23 protein-coding genes are annotated in these 24,353 nt (G+C 72.3%); 6 read left to right on the forward strand and 17 right to left on the reverse strand.

Annotation, left to right across the window (positions count from 1 at the left end; all coding sequences use genetic code 11):
• The first annotated feature begins 17 nt into the window (after positions 1-17).
• Positions 18-1,343 carry an amidohydrolase gene (locus H4696_RS08395; protein WP_338078658.1) on the forward strand — a complete coding sequence of 442 codons (1,326 nt, stop codon included), beginning with the start codon at positions 18-20 and terminating at the stop codon, positions 1,341-1,343.
• On the opposite strand, the gene H4696_RS08400 is transcribed toward H4696_RS08395, so the two are convergent.
• Positions 1,344-2,078, reverse strand: a complete 735-nt coding sequence (locus tag H4696_RS08400; RefSeq protein WP_086857087.1) for an SDR family NAD(P)-dependent oxidoreductase — start codon at positions 2,076-2,078, stop codon at positions 1,344-1,346.
• Positions 2,079-2,123: 45 nt separating this feature from the next.
• Between H4696_RS08400 and H4696_RS08405 the strand changes: the two genes are divergently transcribed.
• A complete protein-coding gene (locus H4696_RS08405; protein WP_276328913.1) occupies positions 2,124-3,044 on the forward strand; it encodes an aldo/keto reductase in 921 nt (306 codons plus the stop codon).
• Here the strand turns inward: H4696_RS08405 and H4696_RS08410 are convergent.
• The 5 genes from H4696_RS08410 to H4696_RS08430 are packed head-to-tail and all read right to left on the reverse strand — an operon-like array spanning position 3,022 to position 8,928.
• Positions 3,022-3,762 (reverse strand): alpha/beta fold hydrolase, encoded by a 741-nt coding sequence (locus H4696_RS08410; protein WP_225955628.1) that lies wholly within the window; start codon positions 3,760-3,762, stop codon positions 3,022-3,024. The genes H4696_RS08405 and H4696_RS08410 overlap by 23 nt on opposite strands.
• Positions 3,763-3,774: 12 nt before the next feature.
• On the reverse strand, positions 3,775-4,680 hold the full coding sequence (locus tag H4696_RS08415; protein ID WP_086857089.1) for an ABC transporter permease: 906 nt from the start codon (positions 4,678-4,680) through the stop codon (positions 3,775-3,777).
• Positions 4,677-5,621 (reverse strand): ABC transporter permease, encoded by a 945-nt coding sequence (locus tag H4696_RS08420; RefSeq protein WP_086857090.1) that lies wholly within the window; start codon positions 5,619-5,621, stop codon positions 4,677-4,679. Before H4696_RS08420 ends, H4696_RS08415 begins: the two co-directional genes overlap by 4 nt.
• Positions 5,618-7,195 carry an ABC transporter substrate-binding protein gene (locus H4696_RS08425; RefSeq protein WP_192782166.1) on the reverse strand — a complete coding sequence of 526 codons (1,578 nt, stop codon included), beginning with the start codon at positions 7,193-7,195 and terminating at the stop codon, positions 5,618-5,620. Before H4696_RS08425 ends, H4696_RS08420 begins: the two co-directional genes overlap by 4 nt.
• Entirely contained in the window at positions 7,192-8,928 is a 1,737-nt protein-coding gene (locus H4696_RS08430; RefSeq protein ID WP_192782167.1) for a dipeptide ABC transporter ATP-binding protein, read from the reverse strand. The genes H4696_RS08425 and H4696_RS08430 overlap by 4 nt, the downstream gene beginning before the upstream one ends.
• A gap of 229 nt (positions 8,929-9,157) precedes the next feature.
• Here H4696_RS08430 and H4696_RS51170 point away from each other — a divergent pair, with 229 nt between their 5' ends.
• Entirely contained in the window at positions 9,158-10,132 is a 975-nt protein-coding gene (locus H4696_RS51170) for a methyltransferase domain-containing protein (protein WP_249027266.1), read from the forward strand.
• Positions 10,129-11,058 carry an alpha/beta hydrolase fold domain-containing protein gene (locus H4696_RS08440; RefSeq protein WP_192782168.1) on the forward strand — a complete coding sequence of 310 codons (930 nt, stop codon included), beginning with the start codon at positions 10,129-10,131 and terminating at the stop codon, positions 11,056-11,058. Before H4696_RS51170 ends, H4696_RS08440 begins: the two co-directional genes overlap by 4 nt.
• Before the next feature lie 3 nt (positions 11,059-11,061).
• Here the strand turns inward: H4696_RS08440 and H4696_RS08445 are convergent, their stop codons facing one another.
• The 4 genes from H4696_RS08445 to H4696_RS08460 all read right to left on the reverse strand — a co-directional run bounded on the left by H4696_RS08445 (position 11,062) and on the right by H4696_RS08460 (position 16,080).
• Entirely contained in the window at positions 11,062-11,649 is a 588-nt protein-coding gene (locus H4696_RS08445; protein WP_086865167.1) for a TetR/AcrR family transcriptional regulator, read from the reverse strand.
• A gap of 166 nt (positions 11,650-11,815) precedes the next feature.
• The gene (locus H4696_RS08450) at positions 11,816-13,426 is read right to left on the reverse strand and encodes an amidohydrolase (RefSeq protein ID WP_086865168.1); all 1,611 of its coding nucleotides are present in this window, start codon (positions 13,424-13,426) and stop codon (positions 11,816-11,818) included.
• Between the two features lie 3 nt (positions 13,427-13,429).
• Positions 13,430-14,206 carry a molybdenum cofactor biosynthesis F family protein gene (locus tag H4696_RS08455; protein WP_192782169.1) on the reverse strand — a complete coding sequence of 259 codons (777 nt, stop codon included), beginning with the start codon at positions 14,204-14,206 and terminating at the stop codon, positions 13,430-13,432.
• Between the two features lie 11 nt (positions 14,207-14,217).
• The gene (locus tag H4696_RS08460; RefSeq protein WP_192782170.1) at positions 14,218-16,080 is read right to left on the reverse strand and encodes a primary-amine oxidase; all 1,863 of its coding nucleotides are present in this window, start codon (positions 16,078-16,080) and stop codon (positions 14,218-14,220) included.
• A 113-nt stretch (positions 16,081-16,193) separates the two neighbouring features.
• On the opposite strand from H4696_RS08460, the gene H4696_RS08465 reads away from it, so the two are divergent.
• On the forward strand, positions 16,194-16,892 hold the full coding sequence (locus tag H4696_RS08465) for an SDR family NAD(P)-dependent oxidoreductase (protein ID WP_086864706.1): 699 nt from the start codon (positions 16,194-16,196) through the stop codon (positions 16,890-16,892).
• A gap of 13 nt (positions 16,893-16,905) precedes the next feature.
• Positions 16,906-17,706, forward strand: a complete 801-nt coding sequence (locus tag H4696_RS08470) for an SDR family NAD(P)-dependent oxidoreductase (protein ID WP_086864707.1) — start codon at positions 16,906-16,908, stop codon at positions 17,704-17,706.
• 1 nt (position 17,707) lies between these two features.
• Here H4696_RS08470 and H4696_RS08475 read toward each other — a convergent pair whose 3' ends face one another.
• The 7 genes from H4696_RS08475 to H4696_RS08505 are packed head-to-tail and all read right to left on the reverse strand — an operon-like array spanning position 17,708 to position 24,306.
• Positions 17,708-18,400 (reverse strand): ABC transporter ATP-binding protein, encoded by a 693-nt coding sequence (locus tag H4696_RS08475; RefSeq protein WP_086864708.1) that lies wholly within the window; start codon positions 18,398-18,400, stop codon positions 17,708-17,710.
• Positions 18,397-20,109 (reverse strand): branched-chain amino acid ABC transporter ATP-binding protein/permease, encoded by a 1,713-nt coding sequence (locus H4696_RS08480; protein ID WP_086864709.1) that lies wholly within the window; start codon positions 20,107-20,109, stop codon positions 18,397-18,399. The genes H4696_RS08475 and H4696_RS08480 overlap by 4 nt, the downstream gene beginning before the upstream one ends.
• Positions 20,096-20,956, reverse strand: a complete 861-nt coding sequence (locus H4696_RS08485) for a branched-chain amino acid ABC transporter permease (protein ID WP_086864710.1) — start codon at positions 20,954-20,956, stop codon at positions 20,096-20,098. The genes H4696_RS08480 and H4696_RS08485 overlap by 14 nt, the downstream gene beginning before the upstream one ends.
• Before the next feature lie 10 nt (positions 20,957-20,966).
• Entirely contained in the window at positions 20,967-22,139 is a 1,173-nt protein-coding gene (locus H4696_RS08490; protein WP_086864711.1) for an ABC transporter substrate-binding protein, read from the reverse strand.
• A complete protein-coding gene (locus H4696_RS08495) occupies positions 22,136-22,531 on the reverse strand; it encodes a nuclear transport factor 2 family protein (RefSeq protein ID WP_086864712.1) in 396 nt (131 codons plus the stop codon). Before H4696_RS08495 ends, H4696_RS08490 begins: the two co-directional genes overlap by 4 nt.
• An 11-nt stretch (positions 22,532-22,542) precedes the next feature.
• A complete protein-coding gene (locus tag H4696_RS08500; protein ID WP_192782171.1) occupies positions 22,543-23,304 on the reverse strand; it encodes a MoaF C-terminal domain-containing protein in 762 nt (253 codons plus the stop codon).
• Positions 23,305-23,361: 57 nt separating this feature from the next.
• Entirely contained in the window at positions 23,362-24,306 is a 945-nt protein-coding gene (locus H4696_RS08505; protein ID WP_192782172.1) for an AraC-like ligand-binding domain-containing protein, read from the reverse strand.
• Positions 24,307-24,353 lie beyond the last annotated feature (47 nt).

Below are 24,353 nucleotides of genomic sequence, written 5' to 3' on the forward strand. Positions count from 1 at the left end.
CGTTTTAGTCTACAGTCGTGGAAGAAAAAGTCCAGGTCCGGGAGGAAACCATGACGGCGCAACGCATCCATCCCGCGGATCTGGTGGTCCACGGCGGGGTGGTGCACACCTTCGATTCCGCCGGCACAGTGGCGGGCGGTCTCGCCGTCCGGGGCGGGCGCGTCAGCGCGGTGGGCGACGACCTGACCGCCCACATCGGACCGGGCACCGAAGTCCTCGACCTCGCCGGGCGCGCGGTCCTGCCCGGCATCAACGACACCCACCTGCACGCGACCTGGCTCGGCGCCCGCTGGCCGCACCCGCTCCTCGGCGCGCCGCACGAGGAAACCCCGGTGGTCACCGCCGAAGACCGGCGGGCGGCGATCCTGCGCGCCGGGGACGTCTGCGCGGCGCTCGGCATCACCAGCTACACCGAACCCGGGCTCGGCCCCGGCGAGACCGGGTGCTTCTCGGCGGATGTCCTGGCGGAGTACGCGAACCTGCGCCGGGAGGGACGGCTGCGGGCGCGGGTCACCGTGCTGCGGCTGTTCGGTCTCCTGGACGGCGCCAGCTCGTTGCCGGACTTCGCCCGCGGCCTCGGCACGCCGGTCCCGGCGACCGACCAGGAGTGGCTGGCCGTCCCCGGCGTCAAGATCTTCGCCGACGGCATCCCGCCGATGCGCACCGCGTGGACCCACCACTGCTACGCCGACGGCACCCACGGCGCACTGCTCGTCGACGGACCCGGCGACGCCGAACGCGCGGCCAACCTGGCGGCGATGATCTCCCTGGCGCACCAAGCGGGTCTGGTCGTCGGCGTGCACGCGACCGGGGAACGCAGCATCGAAACCGTCCTCGCGGAACTGCGGGAAGGCGACCACCTCGTGCACGGCGACCTCGTCACCCCGGCGCAGCTGCGGCGGATGGCCGAGCGCGGCGTCGGGCTGACCACGCAACCCGCGATCGCCACCGCCATGCGGCCGATGGTCGCCACCGCGCTCGGCGACGACGTCGCGGCGAAGGCGTGGCCGCTGCGGGAAATCCTGGACCTCGGCGTCCGGCTCACGCTGAGCAGTGACGCGCCGGTGGTCACGCCGGACTGGCGCGTCCACCTCGCCGCGGCGGGGGAGTTGCTGGGCGCCCGGGGTGCCACGCCCGAGCTGACCGCGCGGCTGCTGCGTTGCTACACGACCGACGCCGCGGTTCAGGACGGATCCGCCGCCTGGAAGGGCGCTCTCGAACCCGGGATGGTGGCCGACTTCTGCGTCCTGGCGGCCGACCCGCTGGGCGTCGCCCTGGCGGACCTGCCGTCGGTCACCGTCGAGCTGACCGTGACCGGCGGCCGGATCGTCCACAAGGGATAGTCAGGTGAGCAGCTGGCCGCCGTCCACCGCCAGGCTCACCCCCGTGATGTGCCCGGCGGCGGACGAGGCCAGGAAGACCACCGACGGCACCACGTCGTCGACTGCGGCGATCCGGCCCAGCGGGATCCGGGCCTCCCAGGCCGCGCGGGCGGCGGTGTCGGCGGCGAAGCCGGCCGTCATCGGCGTGAGCACCGGGCCGGGCGCGACGGCGTTGACCCGGATCCCTCGTGGCGCCAGCTCCAGGGCCGCGGACCGGGTGAGCGCGTCGACCGCCGCCTTTGTTGCTTCATAGTGTCCGAGCCCGGGTGTCGGCTGCCGCGCGCCGATGGACGAGACGTTCACGATCGCGCCACGCGTGCCGGTGGAAACCATGTGCGCGCCGAACGCGCGGGTCATCAGGAACGTGCCGCGGAAGTTGACCCGCAGGCACTGGTCGAAGACTTCGATGGGCAGGCCGGTCACCGGGCCACCGCCGCCGGCCAGCCCGGCGTTGTTGACCAGCACGTCCACCGGCCCGAACCGGTCCGCGATCAAGGATACCGCGGCGTCGACCGACGCCGGGTCCGCGATGTCCAGCTCGACGTGCTCGGCGCCGATCTCCCGGGCGACGTCGTGCGCCGCCCGCGCGTCGACGTCCGCGACGACTACGCGGTCGCCCGCCGTGAGAAAAGCTTCGGCGACGCCCCGGCCGATCCCGCTCGCGCCGCCCGTCACCACCACAACCCGTGTTTTCATTCTACAATCGTAGATGAAAGATGTGCTGCGGCGAAAGGAAAACCCGTGCTCGGAAGATCCGCCTTCGGTCTCGGCTCCTGGAACACCTGGGACCGGATGGACTTCGGCGACGCCGTCCGGCTGCTCAAGATGGCCGTCGACGCCGGCGTCACGTTGTTCGACGTCGCCCACTACGACTTCGGCCCGCACGCCGAGAACTCCCGCACCGACATCCTGTTCGGCGAGGCGGTGCGTGAGGCCGGGATCGCCCGCGAGGACTACGTGCTGTGCGGCAAGCTCTGGCTCTGGGACTACCCGCGCAGCGGGTTCGCCGGGCAGCTGGAGACGTCGCTGGGCCGGATCGGCACCGACCACGCAGACCTCGTCGTCGTGGGGGACTACCGCGAGCGCCCGGACATCCCGCGCGTCGTGACCGAAGTCGCGGAGCTGGTGCGGGCCGGGCGGATCGGCGGCTGGGGCGTCAACAACTGGCTCGCGGCCGACCTGGACCTCGCGCTGGCGTTCGCCGAGCGGGAAGGCCTGCCGGGGCCGGAGTTCGCGCAGCTGAAGTACTCGATCGCCCGCCGCTCGATGGCCGAGGGCGAGCCCTACCGGAAGCACTTCGAGAGCGGACGCCTGGCGCTGCAGGCGTCCGACGTCTTCGAAGGCGGGGTCCTGCTGGGCACCGCGGCCCCGGCTCGGAAGATCGGGGCGGACGTCGGCGGCATCCGGTCGTCCATAGTGGACGCCGCCGCCGAAGTCGCGGCGATCGCGGCGGACTTCGGCGCCACTCCTGCCCAGCTGGCCCTCGCGTTCTGCCTGGCCTACGAACCGGTGGCGAACGTCCTGTTCGGAGTGAGCCGGGCGGAGCAGCTGACCGACAACCTCGGCGCGCTCCTCCTCGCCCGCGAGCACGGCGCCGAAATCCGCGCGGCCCTCGCCCACCTCCGCCTGGACCGGGACGTCAACCCCGACGGCTCGTGGTGAAGGGGGTGTCGAGGAAGGTGAGCGCGGCGGTGCGGAAGGGAGCGCCGCGCAGGGCGCCGCCGTGATCACCGGGGACCATGAGGAGGTCGCTGCCCGGCACCAGGGGGACGAGGGTCTCGATCCCCTGGCTGACCGGGTCCTCGCGGCCCGCGACGAACCGCGTCGGGACGCCGATCGTCCCGACGCGGGGTGCGAACGGCTCCCGGCGCAGGCCCTCGATGCAGCGCGCGAGCGCCACCGGGTCACGGCCGGGCGCGGTGATCATCCGGGCGATCGCCGCCGTCAGCGGGTCGGCGGGCAGGCGGCCACCGCCGGCGAAGGCCAGCGCCGCCTCGACGTCGACCGCGCCGAACGGCTCGTGCGGGCTGATCCCACCCAGCACCAGCCGCCGGACGGGCAGCAGCGCGGGCAGGTCCCACGCCAGCCGCGCGCCGAGCGAGTAGCCGACGACGTCCACTTCGGACACCTCGCCGACCGCGATGGCCAGTTCCTCGGTGACGGCCTTCGGGGTGGTGTCGGCCGGCGCGGGACTGGAGCCGTGGCCGGGCAGGTCGGGGACGAGCACCGGCCGCCCCGAGGCGACGAGCGCCGCGGGCCAGCCCGTGCTGACCCAGTCGGTGTGCCCGTCGGAGGCGAAGCCGTGCAGGAGCAGTACCGGCGGCCCGGCGGCCGGGCCACTGGGAGCGAACCGGCGCACGGCCAAGGTCGAAGGCGTCAAGGAGGTCCTTTCTCAAGAAGAACGGCGCAGGCGCTGCAGTTCGCCGAGCGTGCGGGCCCGGGCGTCGACGGCGATCCGCAACGCGGACCCGATGAGGTTGAGCAGGAGCACGCAGAGCATGATCGTCGCGCCCGGCACCACGACCAGCCACGGCGCGACCACCAGGTACGACCGGCCCTCGGCGATCATGTTGCCCCAGGTCGGGGTGGGCGGGGCGATGCCGAGGCCGAGGAAGCTCATGGCGCCGTCGACCAGCATCGCGGCCGCGGCGAGGATGACGACCTGGACCAGGGCCAGCGGCAGCACGTTGGGGAACACGTGCACCAGCAGGATCTTGCCGCGGCTCATCCCGGACACGCGGGCGGCGCCGATGTACTGGCGCCCGGCGATGCCGAGCACCCGGCTGCGGATCACGCGGGCGGTGAACGGCGTGAAGATCACCGTCAGCGCGATCAGCTCGGTCCAGATGCTCGCCCCGAGCGCGATGGCCAGCGCCATCGCGAGGATGATCGCCGGGAAGGACATCCACGCGTCCATCAGCCGCATCAGCACCGCGTCCGCGGCCCGGTAGAAGCCGCTGACCAGGCCGATCACCATGCCGGAGAACGCCGCGCACAGCGTGATCAGCGCGGACAGCCCGAGCGACGCGCGGCCGCCGGACACCAGCCGGGCGAGGACGTCCCGGCCGAAGGAGTCGGTGCCGAGCGGGTGCGCGCCCGACGGCGGCAGCAGCCGGTGCACCGGGTCGGTCGCGCTGACGCTCGGCAGGAAGAACGGCAGCACGACCACGGCGAGCACGATCAGCCCGAGCAGCACCGAACCGAGCACCAGGGTCCGGTTGCGCCGGAACGCGCGGGCCGCGCGCCGGGGCGGGGGAGTGTCCACGGTGGACGCCGGTTCGGCGACGGCGAGGCTCATGCGGCACGCACCTTCGGGTCGAGCAGCGCGTACGACAGGTCGACCAGCAGGTTGACCACGACGAACAGCACCGCGACGAACAACGTCACGCCCTGGATCAGCGGGAAGTCGCGAGTGGACACCGCGCCCATCAGCAGGTGGCCGAGTCCCGGCACGACGAAGATCGATTCGATGATCACGATCCCGCCGACCAGCATGGCGAAGTTGCTGCCCAGCTGCGTCACCAGCGGCATCAGCGCGTTCGGCAGGACGTGCTTCAGCAGCACCCGCCGTTCGGGCAGGCCCTTGACGCGCGCGGTGCGCAGGTAGGCCAGCGGCAGCTCGCCGAGCACGCTCTCGCGGAGGGTGAGCACGAACAGTGCCGTCTGCCCGATGACGAGGACGGTCACCGGCAGCACCAGCGCGGGCACCGCGGCCACCGGGTCGGTCAGCAGGTCGTGGTAGCCGCTGGAGGGGAACCACCGCAGCGTCACCGAGAACACCAGCACGAGCACCAGCGAGATCCAGAAGTCCGGCATCGCCATGCCGAGCGAGGACAGCCGGTCGAGCGCGCGGGCCGCCGGGTTGCGCGGCGACACCGCCTGCCACGCCGTGATCGCGACCGACAGGAAGAAGCTGATCACCGTGGACAGCACGGCGAGCGTCAGCGTCGGCACGATGTGCGTGGCGACGACGTCGAGGACCGGCTGGTGGTAGGTGATCGACGTCCCGAAGTCCCCGCGCAGCACGTGCGCGGCCCAGCTCAGGTACTGGTGCCAGAGCGAGCCGTCGAGCCCCATGCTGGACCGCAGCGCCGCGACGTCGGCCGGGCGCGCGGTCGGGCCGAGGATGGCCTGGGCCGGGTCGCCCGGGATCAGCCGGATGACGAAGAACATCATGGTGCCGACGATGACCAGGATGATCAGCAGGTCGCGCAGCCGGCGCAGCAGCACCCCGGTCATGCGGCCAGCCAGGAGTTCCAGAAGACCCGGTAGAAGTCGCCGTAGCCCTTGAGCCGCGGGGTGTAGGCGGCGTACAACCGGGACTGGCTGAGCGTGATCACCGACAGCTGCTTCCACGTGAAGGCCTGGAGCTTGTCGATGACGGCCTTCGCTTGCTCGGGCGTCGTCGAGGCGTTGAACTCGGTCATCAGCCCGTCGAGCTCCGGCGACGACGAGCCGTTGAGCGTGCCGAGGGTGAGCGCGGGCATCTGGGCGGGCGAGGTCAGCGACGAGTCGAAGAACAGCGTCGTGATGTCCCAGCCGCCCGGGTCCTTGGTCAGCGTGCCGAGCATGGTGGCGAAGTCGAAGGTGTCGATCTTCGTCTGGAGCCCGATCTTCCCGAGCGCGTCCTGGATCAGCACGGCCCACTTGCCGAACTCGGGGTAGGAGTTCGTGGTGACGATGTGGATCGTCGACCCGGCGGGGACGCCGGCCTCGGCGAGCAGCTGCTTCGCGCGGGCCGGATCGTGTTGCTTGTAGACGTCGTCGCCGGCGGTCGAGTAGGACGCCTTGTTGTCCGGTGAGGCGAACGCGCCGGTTTCGAGGGTGAGGTCCTTGCTGCCGCCGGTCGCCGCGTTGATCGCGGGCTTGTCCAGCAGCAGGTTCAGCGCCTGGCGGGCCCGCGGGTCGGCGAACTTCGAGCCGGGGTTGAAGTTGGGGATGACGACGTTCTCGTTGCCGCCCGGCAGGTTGTGCACCACCAGGTTCGGGGTGGCCTTGAGCTGCTCGTACTGGTCGTTGGCCGGCATCGCGTGGTCCCACTGGCCGGTCTGCAGCCCGTTGATCAGCGCGTCCTGGTCGCCGACAACCTTGTAGGTGACCGTGTCGAGGTAGGCGTGCTTCGCGCCGGCCTGCCCGCCCCAGTCCTCTTCGGACCGCGACTTGTAGCCGTCGTAGCGCGCCAGCACCAGCTGCTGGCCGATGTCCCAGCTCTTGAGCCGGTACGGCCCGGTGCCGATGGCCTTATCCTGGCCGAACCCGGTGGCGGGCAGGCCGGCGAGGTTCTTCGCCTCGTAGATCTCGGTGCCCGCGCCGGCCAGTTCGTCGATCAGCGGGTAGCGCGGCCGCTTGAGCTTGACGCTCACCGTCGCGGGGTCGGGTGCGGTGATGGCGTCGATGTCCGGGGTGACGAGCTGCCCGGTGCGGTGGCTCTTCTGCCAGCGCTGGAGGCTCGCGACGACGTCGTTCGCCGTCAGCGGGTTGCCGTCCTGGAAGGTGACGCCCTGACGCAGCTTGAAGGTGTAGGCGAGCCGGTCCGGGCTGGTCGTGTAGGTGTCGACCAGCATCGGCCGGGCGACGAAGTGCTGGTCCACTTCGAACAGCTTCTCGTACATCATGTTGCCGATCTGGGCGGTCACCTGGCCGGGGTTGGCGACCATGTCGAGCGACTGCGGATCGGTGGGGACGGCGACGGTGAGGTTGCCGCCGCGGACCGGTGGCCCGTCGGCGGCGGGCGTGGTGCCTGCGCTGCCCGTGCAGCCGGCGAGCAGCGTGGCCGCGGCGGCGAGGGCGGCGAGCAGGGGAGTGCGTTTCATGGGCGCGTCGATCCTGTGTGGGGGAGGGCGGGCAGGTCGGGGTTGGCGGCGAGCAGTCGCCGCGTGTACTCGTGGCGCGGGGCGAGGCGGATCTCGTCGGGGGTCCCGGTTTCGATCAGCTCGCCGCGGTACATCACGCCGACGCGGTCGGCGACCGACAGCACGAGGCTGAGGTTGTGGGTGATGAACAGCAGGCTCAGCGTGCGGGTGCGGCGCAGGTCCAGCAGCAGGTTCAGCACCTGGCCCTGCACGGAGACGTCGAGCGCCGACGTCGGTTCGTCGGCCACGATCAGCTCGGGCCCGGCGGCGATCGCCCGCGCGATGGAGACGCGCTGGCGCTGCCCGCCGGACAGCTGCGACGGCAGTTTCCCGGCGGCGTCCGCGGGCAGGCCGACCTCGTCGATCAGCTCGGCCACCCGCCGGTCCAGCTCGGCGCCGCGCAGCGGGGTCAGCTCCTTCAGCGGCTCGGCGATGATCCGCGCCGCGGTGTGGCGGGGGTCCAGGGAGCTTTGCGGGTCCTGGAAGATGAGCTGGACGCGGCGGCGGAACGCGCGCTCGTCGCCGATGAGCCCGCCGGGCGTGATCCCATGCGCGCCGAAGGTGATGGTCCCCGACGCCGGCGGTTCGAGTGCGGTCACCAGCCTGCCGAGGGTGGACTTGCCGGAGCCGGATTCGCCGACCAGGCCGAAGAACTCGCCCGGCGCGATGTCCAGCGAGACGTCCCGCACGGCGTCCACCCGGTGTCCTTTTCGGCCGTACACTTTGGACACCGCGGTGATGGTGAGCGGCGGCCCGTCGTGCGCCCGCTCGGGACGCGGCTTGAGCGCCCGGGTTTCGACGGCTTCGGTCGCCTCGCCCGCCATCGCCGATTCGAGCAGGGCGGGGGAGATGGTCGGGAAACCGTCGCGGCGGCTGACGCCCAGCTGCGGCACGCACCCGAGCAGCGCCCGCGTGTAAGGGTGCTTCGGCCGGGTCAGGACTTCGTCGCGTGAGCCGACCTCGACCAGCCGGCCGCGGTACATCACCGCGATCCGGTCGGCGACCTGCGCGGCGACGCCCATGTCGTGGGTGATGAAGACGCAGGCCGTGCCGTGGTCGCGGCGCACGCGGTCGAAGAGCGTGAGGATCTCCGCCTGCGTGGTGACGTCGAGGGCGGTGGTCGGCTCGTCGGCGATCAGCAGGTCGGGGTCGGCCATCAGGGCGAGCGCGATCATCACGCGCTGCTGCATGCCGCCGGACATCTGGTGCGGGTACAGCCGCAGGATCCGGTCGGTGTCGGTGAGCCCGACCTCGGTCAGCAGCCGCCGGGCCTTGGCCTCGGCGCGCTTGCGCAGCGGGCTGCCGCGCCGGGCGGCCTGCCCGGGCAGCGACCCGGGTTCGCGGTAGGCCTCGGCCAGCTGCCCGCCGACGCGGCGGCCCGGGTTCAGGGAGTCGAGGGCCTCCTGGAAGATCATGCCGATCCGCGGGCCGCGGTAGGCGCGCATCGCGTCGGCGGGCAGCTTCGTGACGTCCACGCCGTCGACCGCGATCTCGCCGCGGGTGCGGACGGGGGCGACGAATTCGAGCAGGCGGATGATCGACAGGGCGGTCACGGTCTTGCCGCTGCCGGACTCGCCGACCACGCAGAGCGTCCGCCCCCGCGCGAGGTCGAGGGAGAGCTCCCGCACGAGTTCGCGCTCGGTGCCGTCGGTGACGACGCCGACGGTGAGCTCCCGGATTTCGAGCAGCGTCATGGATTCCCCTTCCTCGTGCCCGCCGCGAGGGGGCGGGCCGGACTGCCGGGCACCGGCAGGGGTAGTTCTACGCATGTTGACACCGGGGCCAGGTGGTGTCAATGGTTTTATTCTACAAACGTAGGAAGTTGAAACATCACGGCTTTTTGTTGCTGTGCGGGGAAAATTCGGCGCTGGACTCTTTTATCTACGCATGTAGAGTGTCCGCGTCGAACAAAGGAGGACGACCGTGCCGACCAGTCCCGCCACGCCCGAACGGATCGTGGACATCGCCGTGGGCCACATGGCCGCCCAGCAGCTCTTCGCCGCCAATCGCATCGGATTGTTCCCCGCGCTGGCGGCCGGCCCGCTCGCCGCGGGGGAGCTGGCCGGGCGCACCGGCCGGCCCGAAAAGACCGTCCGGATCCTCGGGGACACCCTCAGCGCGCTCGGCCTGCTGTCCCGCGTGGACGGTCGCTACGCGCTCACGCCCGACACCGCCGCGTACCTCGGCGGGGAAGGTCTGGACCTCGCGCCGTTCCTGACCTTCCTCGAGACGATCAGCTACCCGCACTGGCAGCAGTTCCCGCACACCACCGACACCGGCGAACCCGGCGAGCTGGACCTCGCCGGCGACCGCTGGGACACCTTCCTCGGCGGGGTCATGGTGTATAACGCCCTACACGCTCGGATGCTGACGAACCATTTCGACTTCACCGGCTACAAAAACCTCCTCGACCTGGGCGGCCTCTCGGCCGAGTTCGCCGTGCGGGCCCTGCGTGCCAACGACGTGCTGCGGGCGACGTTCGTCTACGACCCGCGGTCGGTCCCGTCGGTCACGGAAGCCGTCGCGGAGTTCGCGGACCGGACCACCGTCGTCGGGGCGCCGACCCCGGACGCCGAGCCCGCGGGGGAGTTCGACCTGGTGATGGTGAACCACGTCGTCCACCGGTTCTCCGCCGCCGAAAACCAGGCGATCCTGCGCCACGCCCGGGCCGCGGCGGCGCCGGGCGCGCGGTTGCTGCTGCTCGACTTCTTCCTGGACGACGACCCCTCCCCGCGGGCCCTCGACGCGCTGCACGCGGGGGAGTACCTGGTCATCGACGGCACGGTGGTGTACCCCGAAGCCGACGTCCGCGGCTGGCTGTCCGGCGCCGGCTGGCGCCCGGTGGACCGGCTGACGCTGCCGGGCTCGCCGCGGGTGCTCGTCGCGGAGGCGGTGTGAGCACCGGACTCGACCCGGCCGTGCGGGAACTGCTGGACCGGGCCGCGTCGGCGCCCGTGCCCGACCGCCCGCCGACCGCGGTGGAGCTGCGGGCGGCGTTCGCGGCCTCCCGGCCGCTGCCGGGCCTGGCGGCGCCGGTCGCGTCGGTGACCGACCATTGGGTGCCGGGCCCCGGCGGTGTGCTGCGCGTCCGCCTGTACCTGCCGGCGGCGCCGGGCCCGGTGCCGGTGTTCGTGTGGATCCACGGCGGCGGCTGGACGATCGGCTCGATCGACGAGAACGAGGTCGCGTCACGGGCGGTGTGCGCGGCGGCGTCGGTCGCGGTGGCGGCGGTCGAGTACCGCCTCGCGCCGGAGGATCCGTACCCGGCCGCGCCGTCGGACTGCTACGCGGTGCTGGAATGGCTCGCCGCGGGCGGCGCCGGGCCGGCGGTTTCGCCGTCCCGCCTCGCGGTCGGCGGGGAAAGCGCGGGCGGCAACCTGTCCACAGTGGTCTCGCTGATGGCCCGCGACCGCGGCGGCCCGCCGATCGCGGCCCAGGTGCTCATCTGCCCGGTCTTCGGCCACCCGGACGACGGCCACCAGTCCTATGTGGACTTCGCGACCGGCTACGGCATGACAGCGGACGCGATGCGGTTCTTCTTCGCCCAGTACGCCCCTGCGGCGTCGGACGACCCGTACGTGCTGCCTTCGCGGGCCCGGGACCTGTCGAACCTGCCCCCGGCGCTGGTCCTGACGGCGGAGTACGACGTCCTGCGCGACGAAGGGGAGGCGTTCGCCCGGCAGCTGGCCGAGGCGGGCGTGGCGGTGGACGTGCACCGGTATGAAGGACAGATCCACGGGTTCTACGGGCTGTACACGGATCTGCCGGCGTCCCCGCGGTCGCACGCCGAGGTGGCGGCGTACCTGAAGGGGATCTTCGCCTGAGGTTCAGGGGCGGGTGAGGCGGTCCAGGAGGGACTCCAGGTGCCGGTGCTGGAGGTCGATCGTGGAGAACTCACCCGCCACCAGGCTCATCACGTTGGCACCGGCGTTGAGCAGGACGATCTCGTCGACGATCTGCTCGTCGGGGGTCTCGGTGACGATGTCGCCGTCTTCGCGGCCTTCGGTGAGGTAGCGGTGGAGCAGCCCGCGCCACTCGCGGACGTGCTCGAGGTACTTGTCGTGCATGGTCCGGTTGCCCAGCGACATCTGCCAGAAGATCATCAGCACCCGGCCGGCGGTGATGCGCTCGTCGTCGATCGGCATGGACGACACGCAGAGCTCCCGCAGCGCGGCGATCCCCCGGAGCCCGTCGAGGTCGACGTACTGCCGCATCATGTCGAGGGCCCGCTCGTAGGTGGCCGCGATGATGTCTTCCTTGCTGGGGAAGTACAGCTTGAGCGCCCCGTTGGCGAACCCGGCGGCGGCGGCGATCTCCCGCATGGTGGCGGCTTCGATCCCGCCGCGCACGATGAGGTCCCAGGTGACGTCGACGATGTCGCTGCGCCGCTGGTCGTGGTCGATGATCTTGGGCACCCGGCACCTCCCGCACTGGTTTCTCTACCAGTGTAGGAGAAAGTGCCGGCGAGGACCGCGCGGGGGTAGCGGCCGGCTCGCAAGGTCTTGAATGACTCATTCAGGTCACCGGAGGTCTTGAATGACTCATTCAAGACCACAGCGGGGCGGTACGGACAGTGCGGGGTCAGCGCTCGAACACGCGCCGCCCCGCGAACCACGTCTCCGCGACCCTCGTCGCCGCCACCCGGGACGTCCGGAAGGGATCCCGGTCCAGCACCACGAAGTCCGCCGACCGGCCCGGCGTCAACGCGCCCGTGACGTCGTCGAGCCCGCACGCCCGCGCCCCGCCCAGGGTGAACACCTCGATCGCCTCGGCCAGCGTGATCGCCTGCTCCGGCCACAACGCCCCCGGCCGGCGCCCGAACGGATCCCGCCGCGAGACCAGCCCCGCGATCCCCACCCACGCGTTCGGCGACTCGCTCACCGGCCAGTCCGACCCGCCCGCGACGAGCGCGCCGCTGTCCAGCAACGCCCGGTTCGGCTGCATCCGCGAAGCTCGCGACGCCGGGAGCACCTCGGCGATCGCCGCCGGGATCACGCCCGGCACCCACAGGAACGGCGAAATGTCCGCCGCCACACCCAGCGCGGCGAACCGCGGCAGGTCGTCCGGGTGCACGAACTGCCCGTGCGCCACCTGGAACCGCGTGTCCGCGAACCCCGCGGCTCGCACCTGTTCGACCGCGTCCAGGAACTGCCGCACCGACGCGTCGCCGGTGCAGTGCACCTTCGCCGAGAAACCGGCCGCGGCGGCTTTCAGGAGCCATTCGGTCAGTTCGGCCGGGGCCATCGTCGTCGACCCGTGGAAACACCCGCCGTGCGTCTCGTCCGGCAGGTACGGCTCGAGGAACGCCGCCGTTCGGGTCGGCGGGACGCCGTCCAGGAAGATCTTCACGAAGTCCGGGCGGTGGTGCGGGCTCCGGTAGCTGCCCGCCACCTCCAGCAGCGGCGCGCCGACCGGGTCGAAGCCGAAGATCGGGTCGTTGACCAGCAACGACGTCACCACCCACGCGGCCAGCTCGCCGTCGAGGTCGAGCGACCGCAGCGCGCCCAGGATGTCGGTCGAGACGCCGGCGTCCTGGAACGCCGTGACGCCGAAGCCGTGCAGGATCTCGATCGCCCGCTGCGACGCCCGGCGGTGCTGCTCGGGAGTCAGGGCGCCGGTCACCCGCTCGACCAGAACCCCGGCCGCCTCCAGCAGGAGCCCGCTGGGTTCGCCGCCGTCCCGGACGATGACACCGCCGGGCGGGTCCGGCGTGGCCGCCGTGATCCCGGCCAGTTCGAGGGCGCGCGTGCTGACCCAGCGGTTGTGCCTGCTGTCGTCCGAAAGGGACACCGGACGGCCTCCGGCAGCGTCGTCCAACGCCCGTCGAGCGGCCGAAGTGGACAACGCCGAGACCAAAGTGGACGCCCACGCCCCGCCGGTCAGCCACTCGTCCGGCCCCAGCGACGCGGCCCGCGCCCGGACCGAGCCGAGGATGTCGTCCAGGCCCGCGTCGGCGCCGAAGGTCAGCTCGAACAGCTCGGCGCGCCCGGCCATCGCGTGGTGGTTGTGCACGTCGACCAGGCCCGGCATCACGAACTTGCCGCCGAGGTCGAGGACCTCCGTCTTCGGCCCGCGCTCGGCGTCTTCGAGCGCGACGATCTTCCCGCCGGACACCGCGAGCGCGGACGCCCACGGCCGCGCGGCGTCCACTGTGTACACGACGGCGTTGGTCAAGACCAGGTCGGCGGCCACGGCTCAGCCCTCCGCCGGGTCCAGGCCGTCCGGGTGGACCGTGGTGCTCAGCAGCCGCCCGTACGCGCCGAAGGTGAAGTGCGTCGGCCGCTCGCCGGTGCCGTCGAGTCCGAAGAGGACGCCGTGGGAGCGCAGGCGGCGGGCGTCGCGGTGGTCGGCGACGGTGACCGACGCGCACGGGATGACCTTCTCGCGCCAGGCGAACACGTGGATGCCAGGCCGGATCCGGTACACGGTGTTCTCGTCGGTGTCGGCGAGCCCGCGCTCGGGCCCGGCCAGGCACTGCCAGGTGTACCAGTGCGGGCTGAGGTAGACGTGTTCGTAGGCGTGCTCACGGCTGTAGACCCACACCACCCGGCGCCCGATCAGCGCGGTGCTCGGCGCCATCGGCTCCCCGCGCGCCTCGACGCCGTCGAGCGTCGCGGGCCGGAACTCCTGGGTGACGCGCGGCGTGCCGTCGTCGCCGATCGTGGTGGTGACGACCAGCGCGCGGCCTTCGCGCAGGTCCAGCAGGAGCGAAACCGCCTCGCGCGGGGCGGGGTGGAACTGGACGTAGTACAGGTCGGGGTCGACCAGGAATGTCTCGCAGAGGACGGTCGAGCCGTCCCACGCGACGCGCGCGCCGGTGAACCGGGCGGTGCGGTCCGGGCCGTCGCCGTCGTCGTGCAGGACGAACGCGCGGCCGTGCAGGTCGCCGACCACCGGGGCCTTGTTCGCGTCGAAGCCCGGGGCGAGGCCGTCCAGCGGAAGCCAGGTCGAAGTGTCCGAGAGAGTCGTCAAGGTGGGAGTCCTCAGTGGTCGCAGTGGTCGCCGGAGGGGAGGTCGAGCGCGGGGTTGCGGTCGAGGAACCCGTACGGCCGGAACAGGAAGCCGGAGCGGTCGACCGGCATCACCGGCCAGTCCTCGGGACGCGGGACGTGCGTCGGGCCGAAGACGTGCCACAGCACGAGGTCGGTGTCGACGAGGTCGCGGTCGGCGGCGGTCCAGGCGGGCAGGCCCGCGCCGCCGGGGTGGGCGTTGGGCCGCTCGCCGGCCGGGAACCGCTCGTCCTCGCGGTACGGCGTCGCCCACAGGTGCTTCGTCGCGAACGTCGCGCGGGCGTGCACCGTCGCGTCCGGCTGCGCCAGCAGCGTCGCCGACGGGCTCGGCACCAGCTGGTAGGCGGTCGGCTTGCCGAGCCGGTTGGTCCGCGAAGCGCTGCGGACCTCCCAGACGCGGGCCCGGGCGGGATCGGCGAGGCGCATCGCCTCCCGCTCGGTCCGCAACGGCGTGCTCCGCCAGGTGAACGCGTTCCCGTACGGGTTGCCCGGCCCGGTCGGCACCCCCTCGACGTCGACCTCGTGCAGGCTGGTGCGGTCGCCGTCGACCTCGACGTCGAGCCGGGCGCAGAACAGGTGCTGGTGCACCGGCGCGAACAACCCGGGTGCGAGCTCGGCGGCGTGCGGCTGGTCCCGGCCGGGTGTCCCGGCGCCGCAGAAGACGATGCCGGTGGCCTTCGCCTCGAACGCGATCGAGCCGTCGAGGTGGAAGTACCAGTAGTGGCCGTAGTCGTAGTTGCCGATGGTGGAGATCGACGACACCACCAGCCGCCGCGACCGGCGGACCTCGGGCCGTCCGGCGAGGTCGGTGTGCTTCCAGAGGATCCCGTCGTCCTCCTCGTGCAGGCAGATCGCCCGTGGGATTTCGACCGGCTCGCCGCGGTCGTCGGCGATCCACGCCGGGAAGTAGTGGATCTCGCCGACGCAGTCGCAGCCGAGCCGCAGGTCGTTGCCGTTCTTGCCGAACTGGTACTCCCCGGCGTCGAAGTAGCTGATCCAGAACCGGCCGGGCGCGACGTCCCCGTACGGGACGACCATCTCGGGGACGGACGCCCGGTAGAGGACCGGCCGGTCCTGGAAGCTCATCTGGTGCAATGTCAGGCCTTCGCGGGCGTTGAAGCCGACGCGCAGGCGCCAGCCCTCCCACGTCACCTCGGTGCCGTCGACGGTGAAGCTCGGGCCGTCGGGCTGGGTGATCTCGATCGGCTTGAGCGTCGTGCGGGCCGGGACGCCGGTGTAGCGCCCGTGCTCGGCGGGCACCGGGATGTCGCCCTCGTCTTCGACGCGCAGCACGCGCTGGCGCGTCAGGTCGAGGTGCACGACCAGGCCTTCGACGGGATGCGCCCACGGGCTGTCGTCGGCGTCTTCGCGCAGGAAGGTCAGCGTGCGCATGACGCGGCCGGTTTCGTCCTCGCGCCCGAAGTACCCGGGCGCCAGGGGAGCGCAGAAGGCGTGGCCGATCCGGTCGGCGAGGCCGCGGCGCGCCATCGCGGCCTGCCAGCCCGACGACGCCTTCGTCAGCCGCTCGGCCAGCGCGTACTCCTCGAACAGGTACGACGGCTGTCCTTCGGTGTCCGCCCAGTCGTCCCAGGAGACCAGTTCCTGCTTGGTCACCGACACCACGGCTTCCCCGGCCCGGCCGGTGGCGGTGTCGAGGAGCGTGTAGCGGATGCGGCGGTCGCCGGCGCCGGCGCGCACGTCTTCCTTGGCGGGTTCGACGGGGACGGCCTGCGGGACGCGGATCGTGCCGCCGGCGAGCCCGGCTTCGGCGAGGATCGCGCGGCCCGCGCTCAGCTCGGCGGCGGTCAGCGGGTCGAGGGGGTGCGGCGTGCTCACCCTGGTCAGTCTCGGCCCGGCCCGGTGCGCGCGCCATCGCCCGTGCGGTCCCCGACAACAACGCTGCGCTCGAGGCCAACCACGTCCTCACCGCGCGCGGTGAGGATGGGCGCATGCGAACAGATCTCGCCGGAAAGGCGGTCCTCGTGACCGGCGGGGCGTCCGGCATCGGGCTGGCCTGCGCGCGGGCGTTCCGCGCCGAGGGGGCGCGGGTCGGCGTCATCGACCTCGAGCCCGGTCCCGACGTCGTCCGGGCGGACGTCACCGACGAGACCGCGCTGGCCGCCGCGGTGGAGACCATCGCGCGCGGGTTCGGCGGTCTCGACGCGGTCGTCGGCTGCGCCGGGGTCTCCGGCCCGGTCGGCGCACTGCTGGCCGCGACGACGGCGGCCGACGTCACGCGGGTCCTCGCCGTCAACGTCACCGGGCAGTTCCTGCTGGTCAAGCACGCGCTGCCGTGGCTGGCCGAGGGTGGCGCGGCGGTCCTGCTCGGCAGCGACTCGGCGTTCACGGCCGCGCCGGGCATGGTGCCCTACTGCGCGTCCAAGGGCGCGGTGGTCGCGATGACCCGCGCGCTGGCCGTCGAGCTGCCGGGGATCCGGGTCAACTGCGTCTGCCCGTCGGTGGTGGACACGCCGATGGCGCGTGCCGACCTCGGTGCCGTCCTGGACGACCCCGCGTTCCCGGTCCAGTCCGCCGCCGACGTCGCCCGGCAGGTGCTGTTCCTCGCGTCCCCGGCTTCGCGGCCGGTCAACGGCCAAGCCCTGCTGGCCGACTTCGGGATGTCGGCCCGCTCGGCGTTCCCCGCCTAGGAAAGGATCCACAGTGGACTCAGCTGGCAAGGTCGTCGCGATCACCGGCGGTGGCACCGGAATCGGCGCGGCGGTGGCTCGTCGTTACGCGGGCGAAGGCGCGCACGTGGCCGTGCTGGGACGGCGGCGCGAGCCCCTCGAGAAGGTGGCCGCGGAAACCGGCGCGCACGTCATCGCCTGCGACGCGAGCGTGCGCGCGGACGCCGAAAGCGCGATCGCCGAGATCATCGGCAAGTACGGGCGGCTCGACGTCGTGGTCGCCAACGCCGGTGGGCACGGCCTGTCGTCGGTCGTCGACACCGGCGACGACGAGTGGGAGCTGGCCCTGCGCTCGAACCTGTCGAGCGCGTTCGTGCTCTGCCGGGCCGCGCTGCCGTCGCTGGTGGAGACCGGCGGGCAGGTCGTCGTGGTGTCGTCGCTGGCCGGGCTGTTCGCCGGGCCGAACGTGGCCGGCTACACCGTCGCGAAGCACGCGCTGATCGGCCTGACCCGCTCGATCGCCCGCGACTTCGGGCCGCGCGGGGTGCGGGCGAACGCGGTCTGCCCGGGCTGGGTCCGGACCCCGATGGCCGACGGCGAGATGGACCAGTTCGCCGCGGCGGCGGGTTTCACCGGCGGCCACGACGAGGGCTACCGCCGCGTGACGGCCGAGGTCCCGCTGCGCCGCCCGGCTGAGCCCGAAGAGATTGCGGCGATCGTGCGGTTCCTGGGCTCGGCGGAGTCGTCGTACATCACGGGCGCGGTCCTGGTCGCCGACGGCGGCGCGCACGCCGTCGACCTCCCCACGCTGGCCTTCGAGCGCGCGGGGATGTGACTCACGAGCCGAGGTAGGCGGCGTGCAGGGTGGCGGGGGAGTCGAGGAGGGCCTGGGCGTCGCCGGAGTAGGTGACGCGGCCCGACGAGACGACCACCGCCTCCTGCGCGACGCCGAGTGCCAGGTGCGTGAACTGCTCCACCAGCAGGATCGCCGCCCCGTCGGCGGCGAAGCGCGTGACGACCGGCAGCAGGCGCGTGAACACCACCGGGGCCAGGCCGAGTGACATCTCGTCGATGAGCAGGAACGCCGGTTTCGCCGCGAACGCCCGCGCGAGGACCACCATCTGCTGCTCGCCACCAGAAAGCAGGGCCGCGGCGGAGTCCCGGCGCTTCTCCAGCTCGGGGAACAGCGCCAGGACTTCGTCGACGGCCGCCGGCGTGCGGGCGGTCAGGCGGAGGTTCTCCAGCACCGTCAGACCGGGGAACACCGCCCGGCCCTGCTCGATGTGCGCCAGCCCGAGCCGGGCCCGCGCGACCCGGGAGTGCCGGGTGACGTTGACCCCGCCCAGGTGGACGCTGCCCGCCGACGGCGGCACCACCCCCGACACCGCCTCCAGCAGGCTCGTCTTCCCGGCCCCGTTGGGCCCGACGAGCGCGGTGATCCGGCCGGGTTCGAGGACGAGGTCGACGTCGCGGATGACCGGCCCGGCGCCGCGCTTGACCGTCAGTCCGTGGACTCGCAACGCGTTCACAGCAGCTCCGTTTCACCCATGTAGGCCTTCAGGACGGCGGGATCGGCGAGCACGTCCGCCTGCGGCCCGCTCGCCAGGACCTGGCCGAAGTCGAGGACGGTGAGCGTGTCGCAGACCGACCGCACCAGGTCCAGGTCGTGCTCGATGAGCAGCACCGACACCCCGAACCGGGCCGGGACCTGCCGTAGCCGCTGTCCGAAGGCGACGTGCTCCTCGTGCGGCAGGCCGGCCGCGGGCTCGTCGAGCAGCAGGACCCGGGGCCGCGCGAGGAGGTGCCCGACGACCTCGACGAGCCGCCGCGCGCCCGCGTCCACCCGGGACAGCGGCGTGCGCGGCGGCGGGCAGCCGAAGAACTCCAGCGCGTCGGCGGCTTCGCGGCCGGTGAGCCGCCGCCGGGCGACGAACCGCACGTACGCGCCGACAGTGAGGCCGGGCGGGACGCGGTCCTGCTGGAACGTCCGCCGCAGCCCGGCGCGGGCCCGGCGGGTGGACGACCCGGTGAGCGGCCGGCCGCCGAGGGTGACGGTTCCGCTCGCCCGAGGGAGGAAGCCGCTGATCGCGTCGACCAAAGTGGACTTCCCGGCGCCGTTCGGCCCGATCACGCCGAGGATCCCGTGCTCGGGGACGGTGATGTCCACATCGGACAGGGCGGTCACGTGTCCGAAGGAGACACTCAGTCCGTGTACCTCCAGGACAAGCTCGCCGGGCGCCAGCGGCTCGACGTCGGCGACCTCGGTGGTGAGCCCGAGGCCCGCGGTGCGCCCGCGGCGGTACCAGAGGTTCCGCACGGCCGTGCCGAGGTTGCCGCGGCCGGTGAGGGCCTGGACGCCGAGCACGCCGAACACGACGAACCCCCAGTCCTGTGGCACGCCCCAGCGTTTCAGCAGTTCGGGGACGGCGACCCAGAGCAGCGCGCCGAACACGGCCATGTCGATCAGGTGCGCGCCGGACATGATGGCGAGCACGTAGAGGGCGAGGGACTGGATGGCGGTGAAGCTCGCCGGGAAGGCGAGGCCGACCTGGCCGGTGAGCAGGCCGCCGCTGATCCCGCCGAGCGCGGCGCTGACCGCGAACGCCGTGAGCTTGGAGGCGCGCACACCCGCGCCGACGGCGGCGGTCCCGCGTTCGGAGAAGGCGACCAGGTGCCAGCTGCTGCCCCAGCGGCCGCGGCGGAGGAAGTGCACGAGCAGCCCGCAGGCGACGAGCACCAGCACGGCGAACAGGAAGTAGGACCGGTCGTCGGAGAACGCCTCGGGCCGCTCGACGGACAGGCCTTCGGTGGCGCCGGGGAACTGGATCTGCACGAGTGTGAGGTCGGCGGCCGCGGCCAGCCCGAGCGTGACGACGGCGAGGGTGATGCCCCGCAGCCGTAGTGCGGGCAGCCCGACGAGCACCCCGGCCAGCGCTGCGGCCAGGCCGCCGAGGAGCAGCCAGGTGACGAACCCGCCGGGCACGCCCGCGACGTTGCACGCCGAGACGACGAACGCCCCGACGGCGGCGAAGGTCAGCTGGCAGAGGGAGATCATGCCGGCGGTACCGGTGACTACGCCGAGCCCGAGGAGGGCGATGGCGGCGACGACGGCACTGACCCCGAGGTAAACGAAGTACCCGGCGAGCCCGACGGTGAGCGCGTAGCCGACACCGATCGCCGCGGCGGCGACCAGGAAGGGGAGCCCCGCGCGAGCGACGGGGTGTTCAGCGAGCCGCATCCCACACCTCCTTCCGCTGCGTCCACAGCAGCAGCGCCACGATGACCAGGAACGGCAGGAAGTACCGCAGCACCGACAACCTGTCCGCCTGCGCGACCGCCCCCTGCGCCATCCCCAGAACCAACCCGCCCGCCACGGCCAGGTCCAGCCGGCGGAAGCCGCCGAGCAACGCCGCCGCCGCGGCCGGGACCACCAGCATCGCCAGTGACGTCGGGTCGTTCGACTGCGACGGTGCCACGATCGACACCGCCAGCGTCGCGATCACCCCCGTCGCCGTCCACACCCCGACCGACAGCGGACGGGCCGGGATGCCCAGCAGCTCCGCCGTCGTCGGGCGCTCCGACAGCGCCCGCAGCCGGACGCCCAGCGACGTCCGGGCCAGCACCGCGCGACAGCCCAGGGCGACCAGCACCGCCAACGCGACCGTCACCACCGTGACCTGGCTGACCACCACGCCACCCACGGTGAACGCCGGCCCGGCCAGCAGCGGGTGGAACGGCTGTGGCTTGTTGCCGAACAGGATGAACGCCAGCGAGATCAGCAGCAGGAGCACCGCGACCGTCACCGCCGAGCGCGTTCCGGTGTCGGCCTCGGCCAGCCACGTGGACACGATCCAGCCGAGCAGCGCGCTCAGCGCGCCGCCGAGCAGGATGCCCGCGAGCGTCGCCAGCCACTCCGGGAACCCGAGGTGGACGGCGAGGAAGACGGCGACGTAGCAGCCGAACATCCCGGTCGCGGACTGGGCGAAGTTGACCACCCGCACCAGCCGCGACATCAGGGTCAGGCAGACCGCGAGCACCGCGTAGAGGCCGCCGGCGGCGAGACCGGCCAATGCGCCCTGCAGCATGGACGTCCTCCTACGGCCGGGGGATCCGGAGCCAGTCCCGCGCCGACAGCTCCCACTTGTTCGTGCCGCTGGCCAGCTTGATCGGCCAGCCCGCGGTGTTGTCGTGGTGCGCCTGCGCGGACCCGAACACGTACGGCGTGCCGACCATCGGGTCGCTGATCGGCTTCATCTCGCGCAGCGCCTTCGTCACCGTCTCGCGCGTGATGTCGCCCTTCATCCCGCGCAGGACGGCCAGGAAGTACTTGGCCGCCAGGTAGCCGCCCTGGCTGAACGACGTCAGCGGGATCTTGTTCTTCGTCATCAGGGCCCGCCACTCCTGGTTCGCCGGCGCGGCGGCGTCGGTGAACGGGTAGAACTCGGCCGGTACGTACACCCCGGCGCCCGCGTTGGAGATCGCTTTCGCGTAGTTCTCGCTGTAGACACTGGTCAGCAGCAGCCACGTGACGTCGGTCCAGCCCTGCGCCTGCGCCGCCTTGAGCTGCCCGATCGAGTCCGGCTCCACCGGGTTGACCGTGATCGCCTTGCAGCCCGCCGCGCGCGCCTTGACGATGTAGGGCGTGTAGTCCGACCCTCCATAAGGGACAGTCGAGTCGACGTACTTCAGCTTCTTGCCGGTGATCTTCGTCCACTCGCCGATCGCCGCCTGGTACGCCGGGAGCGTGTTGCCCGCGATCTCCAGCAGCGCGCAGACGTCGTCCAGCTTCAGCACTTCCGAGCCGTAGAGCAGGGTCAGCGTCATGTCGTGGAAGGGCCCGACGTTGACCGGCGCGATGTTGGGGCTGGAGAAGCACGCCGGGTCGACGCCGATGCCCGGCATCGACAGGATCTTCTGCTGCTCGTAGTACTTCTCGTTGATCTCGCACTCGATCAGGCTCGACGACCCGACCAGCGCGACGGCCGAGTCGCCGCCGACCACCTCGCGGGCGGCGGCCGCGGCGGCGGCCGGGTCGCCCTTGTCGTCGATCGCCTTGTACTCGATCTGCCTGCCGTTGACGCCGCCGGCGGCGTTGGCCGCGTCGAACACGGCCTTGGCCGCCTGCGAGGACTCCGGGAACGTGGCCGCGCCGCTGAGCGCGTTCACCGAGCCGACGACGATCGGGCCGCTCGACCCGGCGTCGGAGCCGGCGCAACCCGCGGCGGCCAGGAGCACCGTCGCCACGAGGACGGGAAGGACTTTTCTCATTGCTGCTCCCGGGTTGCGGCCACGACGGGCGCGGAGTCGACGATCTGCTCGAAGGAGACGACCTCGCCGCCGTCGAAGCGCCACAGGTGCGCGACGCGGGCGGTGAAGGACCGGCCGGTCCGCCGGTGTGTGCCGGTGTAGGTGCCGACGCCGATCACCGTGTCCCCGGCGTCCAGCAGGTCGCCGAGGGTGAAGCGGTAGTCGTCCCAGTCCCGGCCGATCGCCGCGAAGACCTGCTCGGCGACCTCGTCCGGGCCGGTGTACGTTCCGGCGTAAGGGAAACCGGCGGCTTCGGTCCACGTCGTCTTCGCCCCGAGCGGGGCGAGCATGCCGGGCAGGTCGCCCCGGTCGCTGGCGGCGTAGTGCGCGCGGATGACGTCCACATTGGACACGTGCGGCTCCTTCAGACGGGCTGGGCGTCGGGGTAGCTGACCGAGCCGAGCGGGTAGACGTGCCCGCCGGCGCGAGAGTGCTCGGAGCGGCCGTCGCCGGTCAGCCCGAGGAACACGCCGGTGGTGCGCAGCGCGTAGCCGAGGTCGTGCAGCCACACGCTGGCCACGGCGATCCGGAACTCGCGGAAGCAGAACAGGTACAGCCCGTCGGCGAACTTCCACACCGTCGACAGGTCCATGTCGCCGTGCCCGCGCTGGACGCCCTCCAGGCACTGCCAGGCGTAGCGCTCCGACGAGACGTAGACGTGCTCGTAGAGGTGCTCGGGGCTGTAGCGGTAGAGGTTCCGCTTGCCGATCAGGTCCCGCGACGGGCCCGGTACGTCGCCGGAGGGCGGGCCGCCGTCGGTGATGCCGCTGCGGAACCGCTGCGACACCCGGGGAACGACGTCCTCGGCGCCGATCACCGAGCGGACGGCGAGCGCGCGGTGCGACGTCGTGGAGTACACGACGGTCAGCGCTTCGCCCTCGACGCTGGTGAGCGGCAGGTTCACGAAGAAGACGTCGTCGCGCACGGCGACGGCGTCGTACGGGTCCTCGACGCCGTTGCACACGACGTGTTCGGCGTCGGTGAAGCTCAGCGAGAGGACTTCGCCGTCGTCGAGGGTGATCGTGACGGCCCGGCCGGTGAGGTCGGCGTCCGGCAGGCGGTAGGTGGCGATCCCGGCGGCGAACTCGTCGTAGGTGCGCCAGCCGTCGGTGGGGGCTTCGGGCATGGCCTCATCGTCGGGCGGGCAGGGAGCCCGGGCGAGCGGTCACGCGCTGCGGGGCAACTACCGGACGCTGACGGTCAACTCCCGGCGCAGCTCGCTCGGCGCCCGGCCGAACGCGGTCTTGAAGACGCGGCTGAAGTGGGCGGCGTCGACGAACCCCCAGCGGGCGGCGATCGCCGCGACCGGGCGGCCGGCGTGCACCGGGTCGAGCAGGTCGCGGCGGCAGTGCTCGAGCCGCCGCGCGCGGATCCAGCCGGACACCGTGGTGCCCTGCTCCTGGAACAGCCCGTGCAGGTGCCGCGTCGAGATGAAGTGCTCGGCGGCGATCCGCGCCGGCGTCAGGTCCGAGGCGTGCAGGTTCGCGTCGATGTGCGCGCGGATCCGGCGCATCAGCTCGTGGTGCGGGTCGGCGTTGGCGTGCGCGAGGTCGAGCTCCGTGGCGACGAGCGTCGAGAGCAGGTCCACGGCGCTGTGCGCGAGCCGCGCGCCCGCCGGGCCCGCGAGCTGCTCGAGGTTGCCGCCGAGCTGGGCGAGGAAGGGCACGACGACGTTGCCGACGCCCTCCTTGCCCGACATCCGCACCGCGGTCAGCCGCCCGACGAGCTCGGCGGGCAGGTCGATCAGCCGCTGCGGGAACATCACGACCAGCGTCCGGAAATCCTCTTCGAACACCAGCGAGTAGGGCCGGTGCGTGTCGTAGAGGGCGACGTCGCCGGGGTGCAGCACGGCCTGGCGGTCGTCCTGCACGAGCAGCCCGGTGCCGGCCAGGATCAGGCTCAGCTTGTAGTAGCGCCGCTCGCCGCGGGCGATCAGCTCGGGCGTGCGCTCCACGACGTGGGGCGACGCGGTGACCTCGGAGACCTGCACCTCGTCGGCAGCCGACGAGCGGATCCGGCCGCGGAAGCCGTCACCGCCCGCCGTGACGTGCAGCGGGACGAACGACTGCGAGACGGCGGTGCGGAACTCGGTGAAGTCGCGGGCGATGAGGGTCGTGGGGGCGGGCACGGGGTCACCTCGCAGCGTCGGGAGGAGGACAGCGTCGTATACGATAA

Source organism: Amycolatopsis lexingtonensis (genome assembly GCF_014873755.1).
Taxonomy (GTDB): Bacteria; Actinomycetota; Actinomycetes; order Mycobacteriales; family Pseudonocardiaceae; genus Amycolatopsis; species Amycolatopsis lexingtonensis.

Bases quoted from the DNA above. Each gene is read 5' to 3' on its own strand.
- H4696_RS08400 (WP_086857087.1), bottom strand. From the start codon at position 2,078: ATGAAAACACGGGTTGTGGTGGTGACGGGCGGCGCGAGCGGGATCGGC.
- H4696_RS08415 (WP_086857089.1), bottom strand. From the start codon at position 4,680: ATGAGCCTCGCCGTCGCCGAACCGGCGTCCACCGTGGACACTCCCCCG.
- H4696_RS08420 (WP_086857090.1), bottom strand. From the start codon at position 5,621: ATGACCGGGGTGCTGCTGCGCCGGCTGCGCGACCTGCTGATCATCCTG.
- H4696_RS08425 (WP_192782166.1), bottom strand. From the start codon at position 7,195: ATGAAACGCACTCCCCTGCTCGCCGCCCTCGCCGCCGCGGCCACGCTG.
- H4696_RS08430 (WP_192782167.1), bottom strand. From the start codon at position 8,928: ATGACGCTGCTCGAAATCCGGGAGCTCACCGTCGGCGTCGTCACCGAC.
- H4696_RS08465 (WP_086864706.1), top strand. From the start codon at position 16,194: ATGCGAACAGATCTCGCCGGAAAGGCGGTCCTCGTGACCGGCGGGGCG.
- H4696_RS08480 (WP_086864709.1), bottom strand. From the start codon at position 20,109: ATGCGGCTCGCTGAACACCCCGTCGCTCGCGCGGGGCTCCCCTTCCTG.
- H4696_RS08485 (WP_086864710.1), bottom strand. From the start codon at position 20,956: ATGCTGCAGGGCGCATTGGCCGGTCTCGCCGCCGGCGGCCTCTACGCG.
- H4696_RS08490 (WP_086864711.1), bottom strand. From the start codon at position 22,139: ATGAGAAAAGTCCTTCCCGTCCTCGTGGCGACGGTGCTCCTGGCCGCC.
- H4696_RS08500 (WP_192782171.1), bottom strand. From the start codon at position 23,304: ATGCCCGAAGCCCCCACCGACGGCTGGCGCACCTACGACGAGTTCGCC.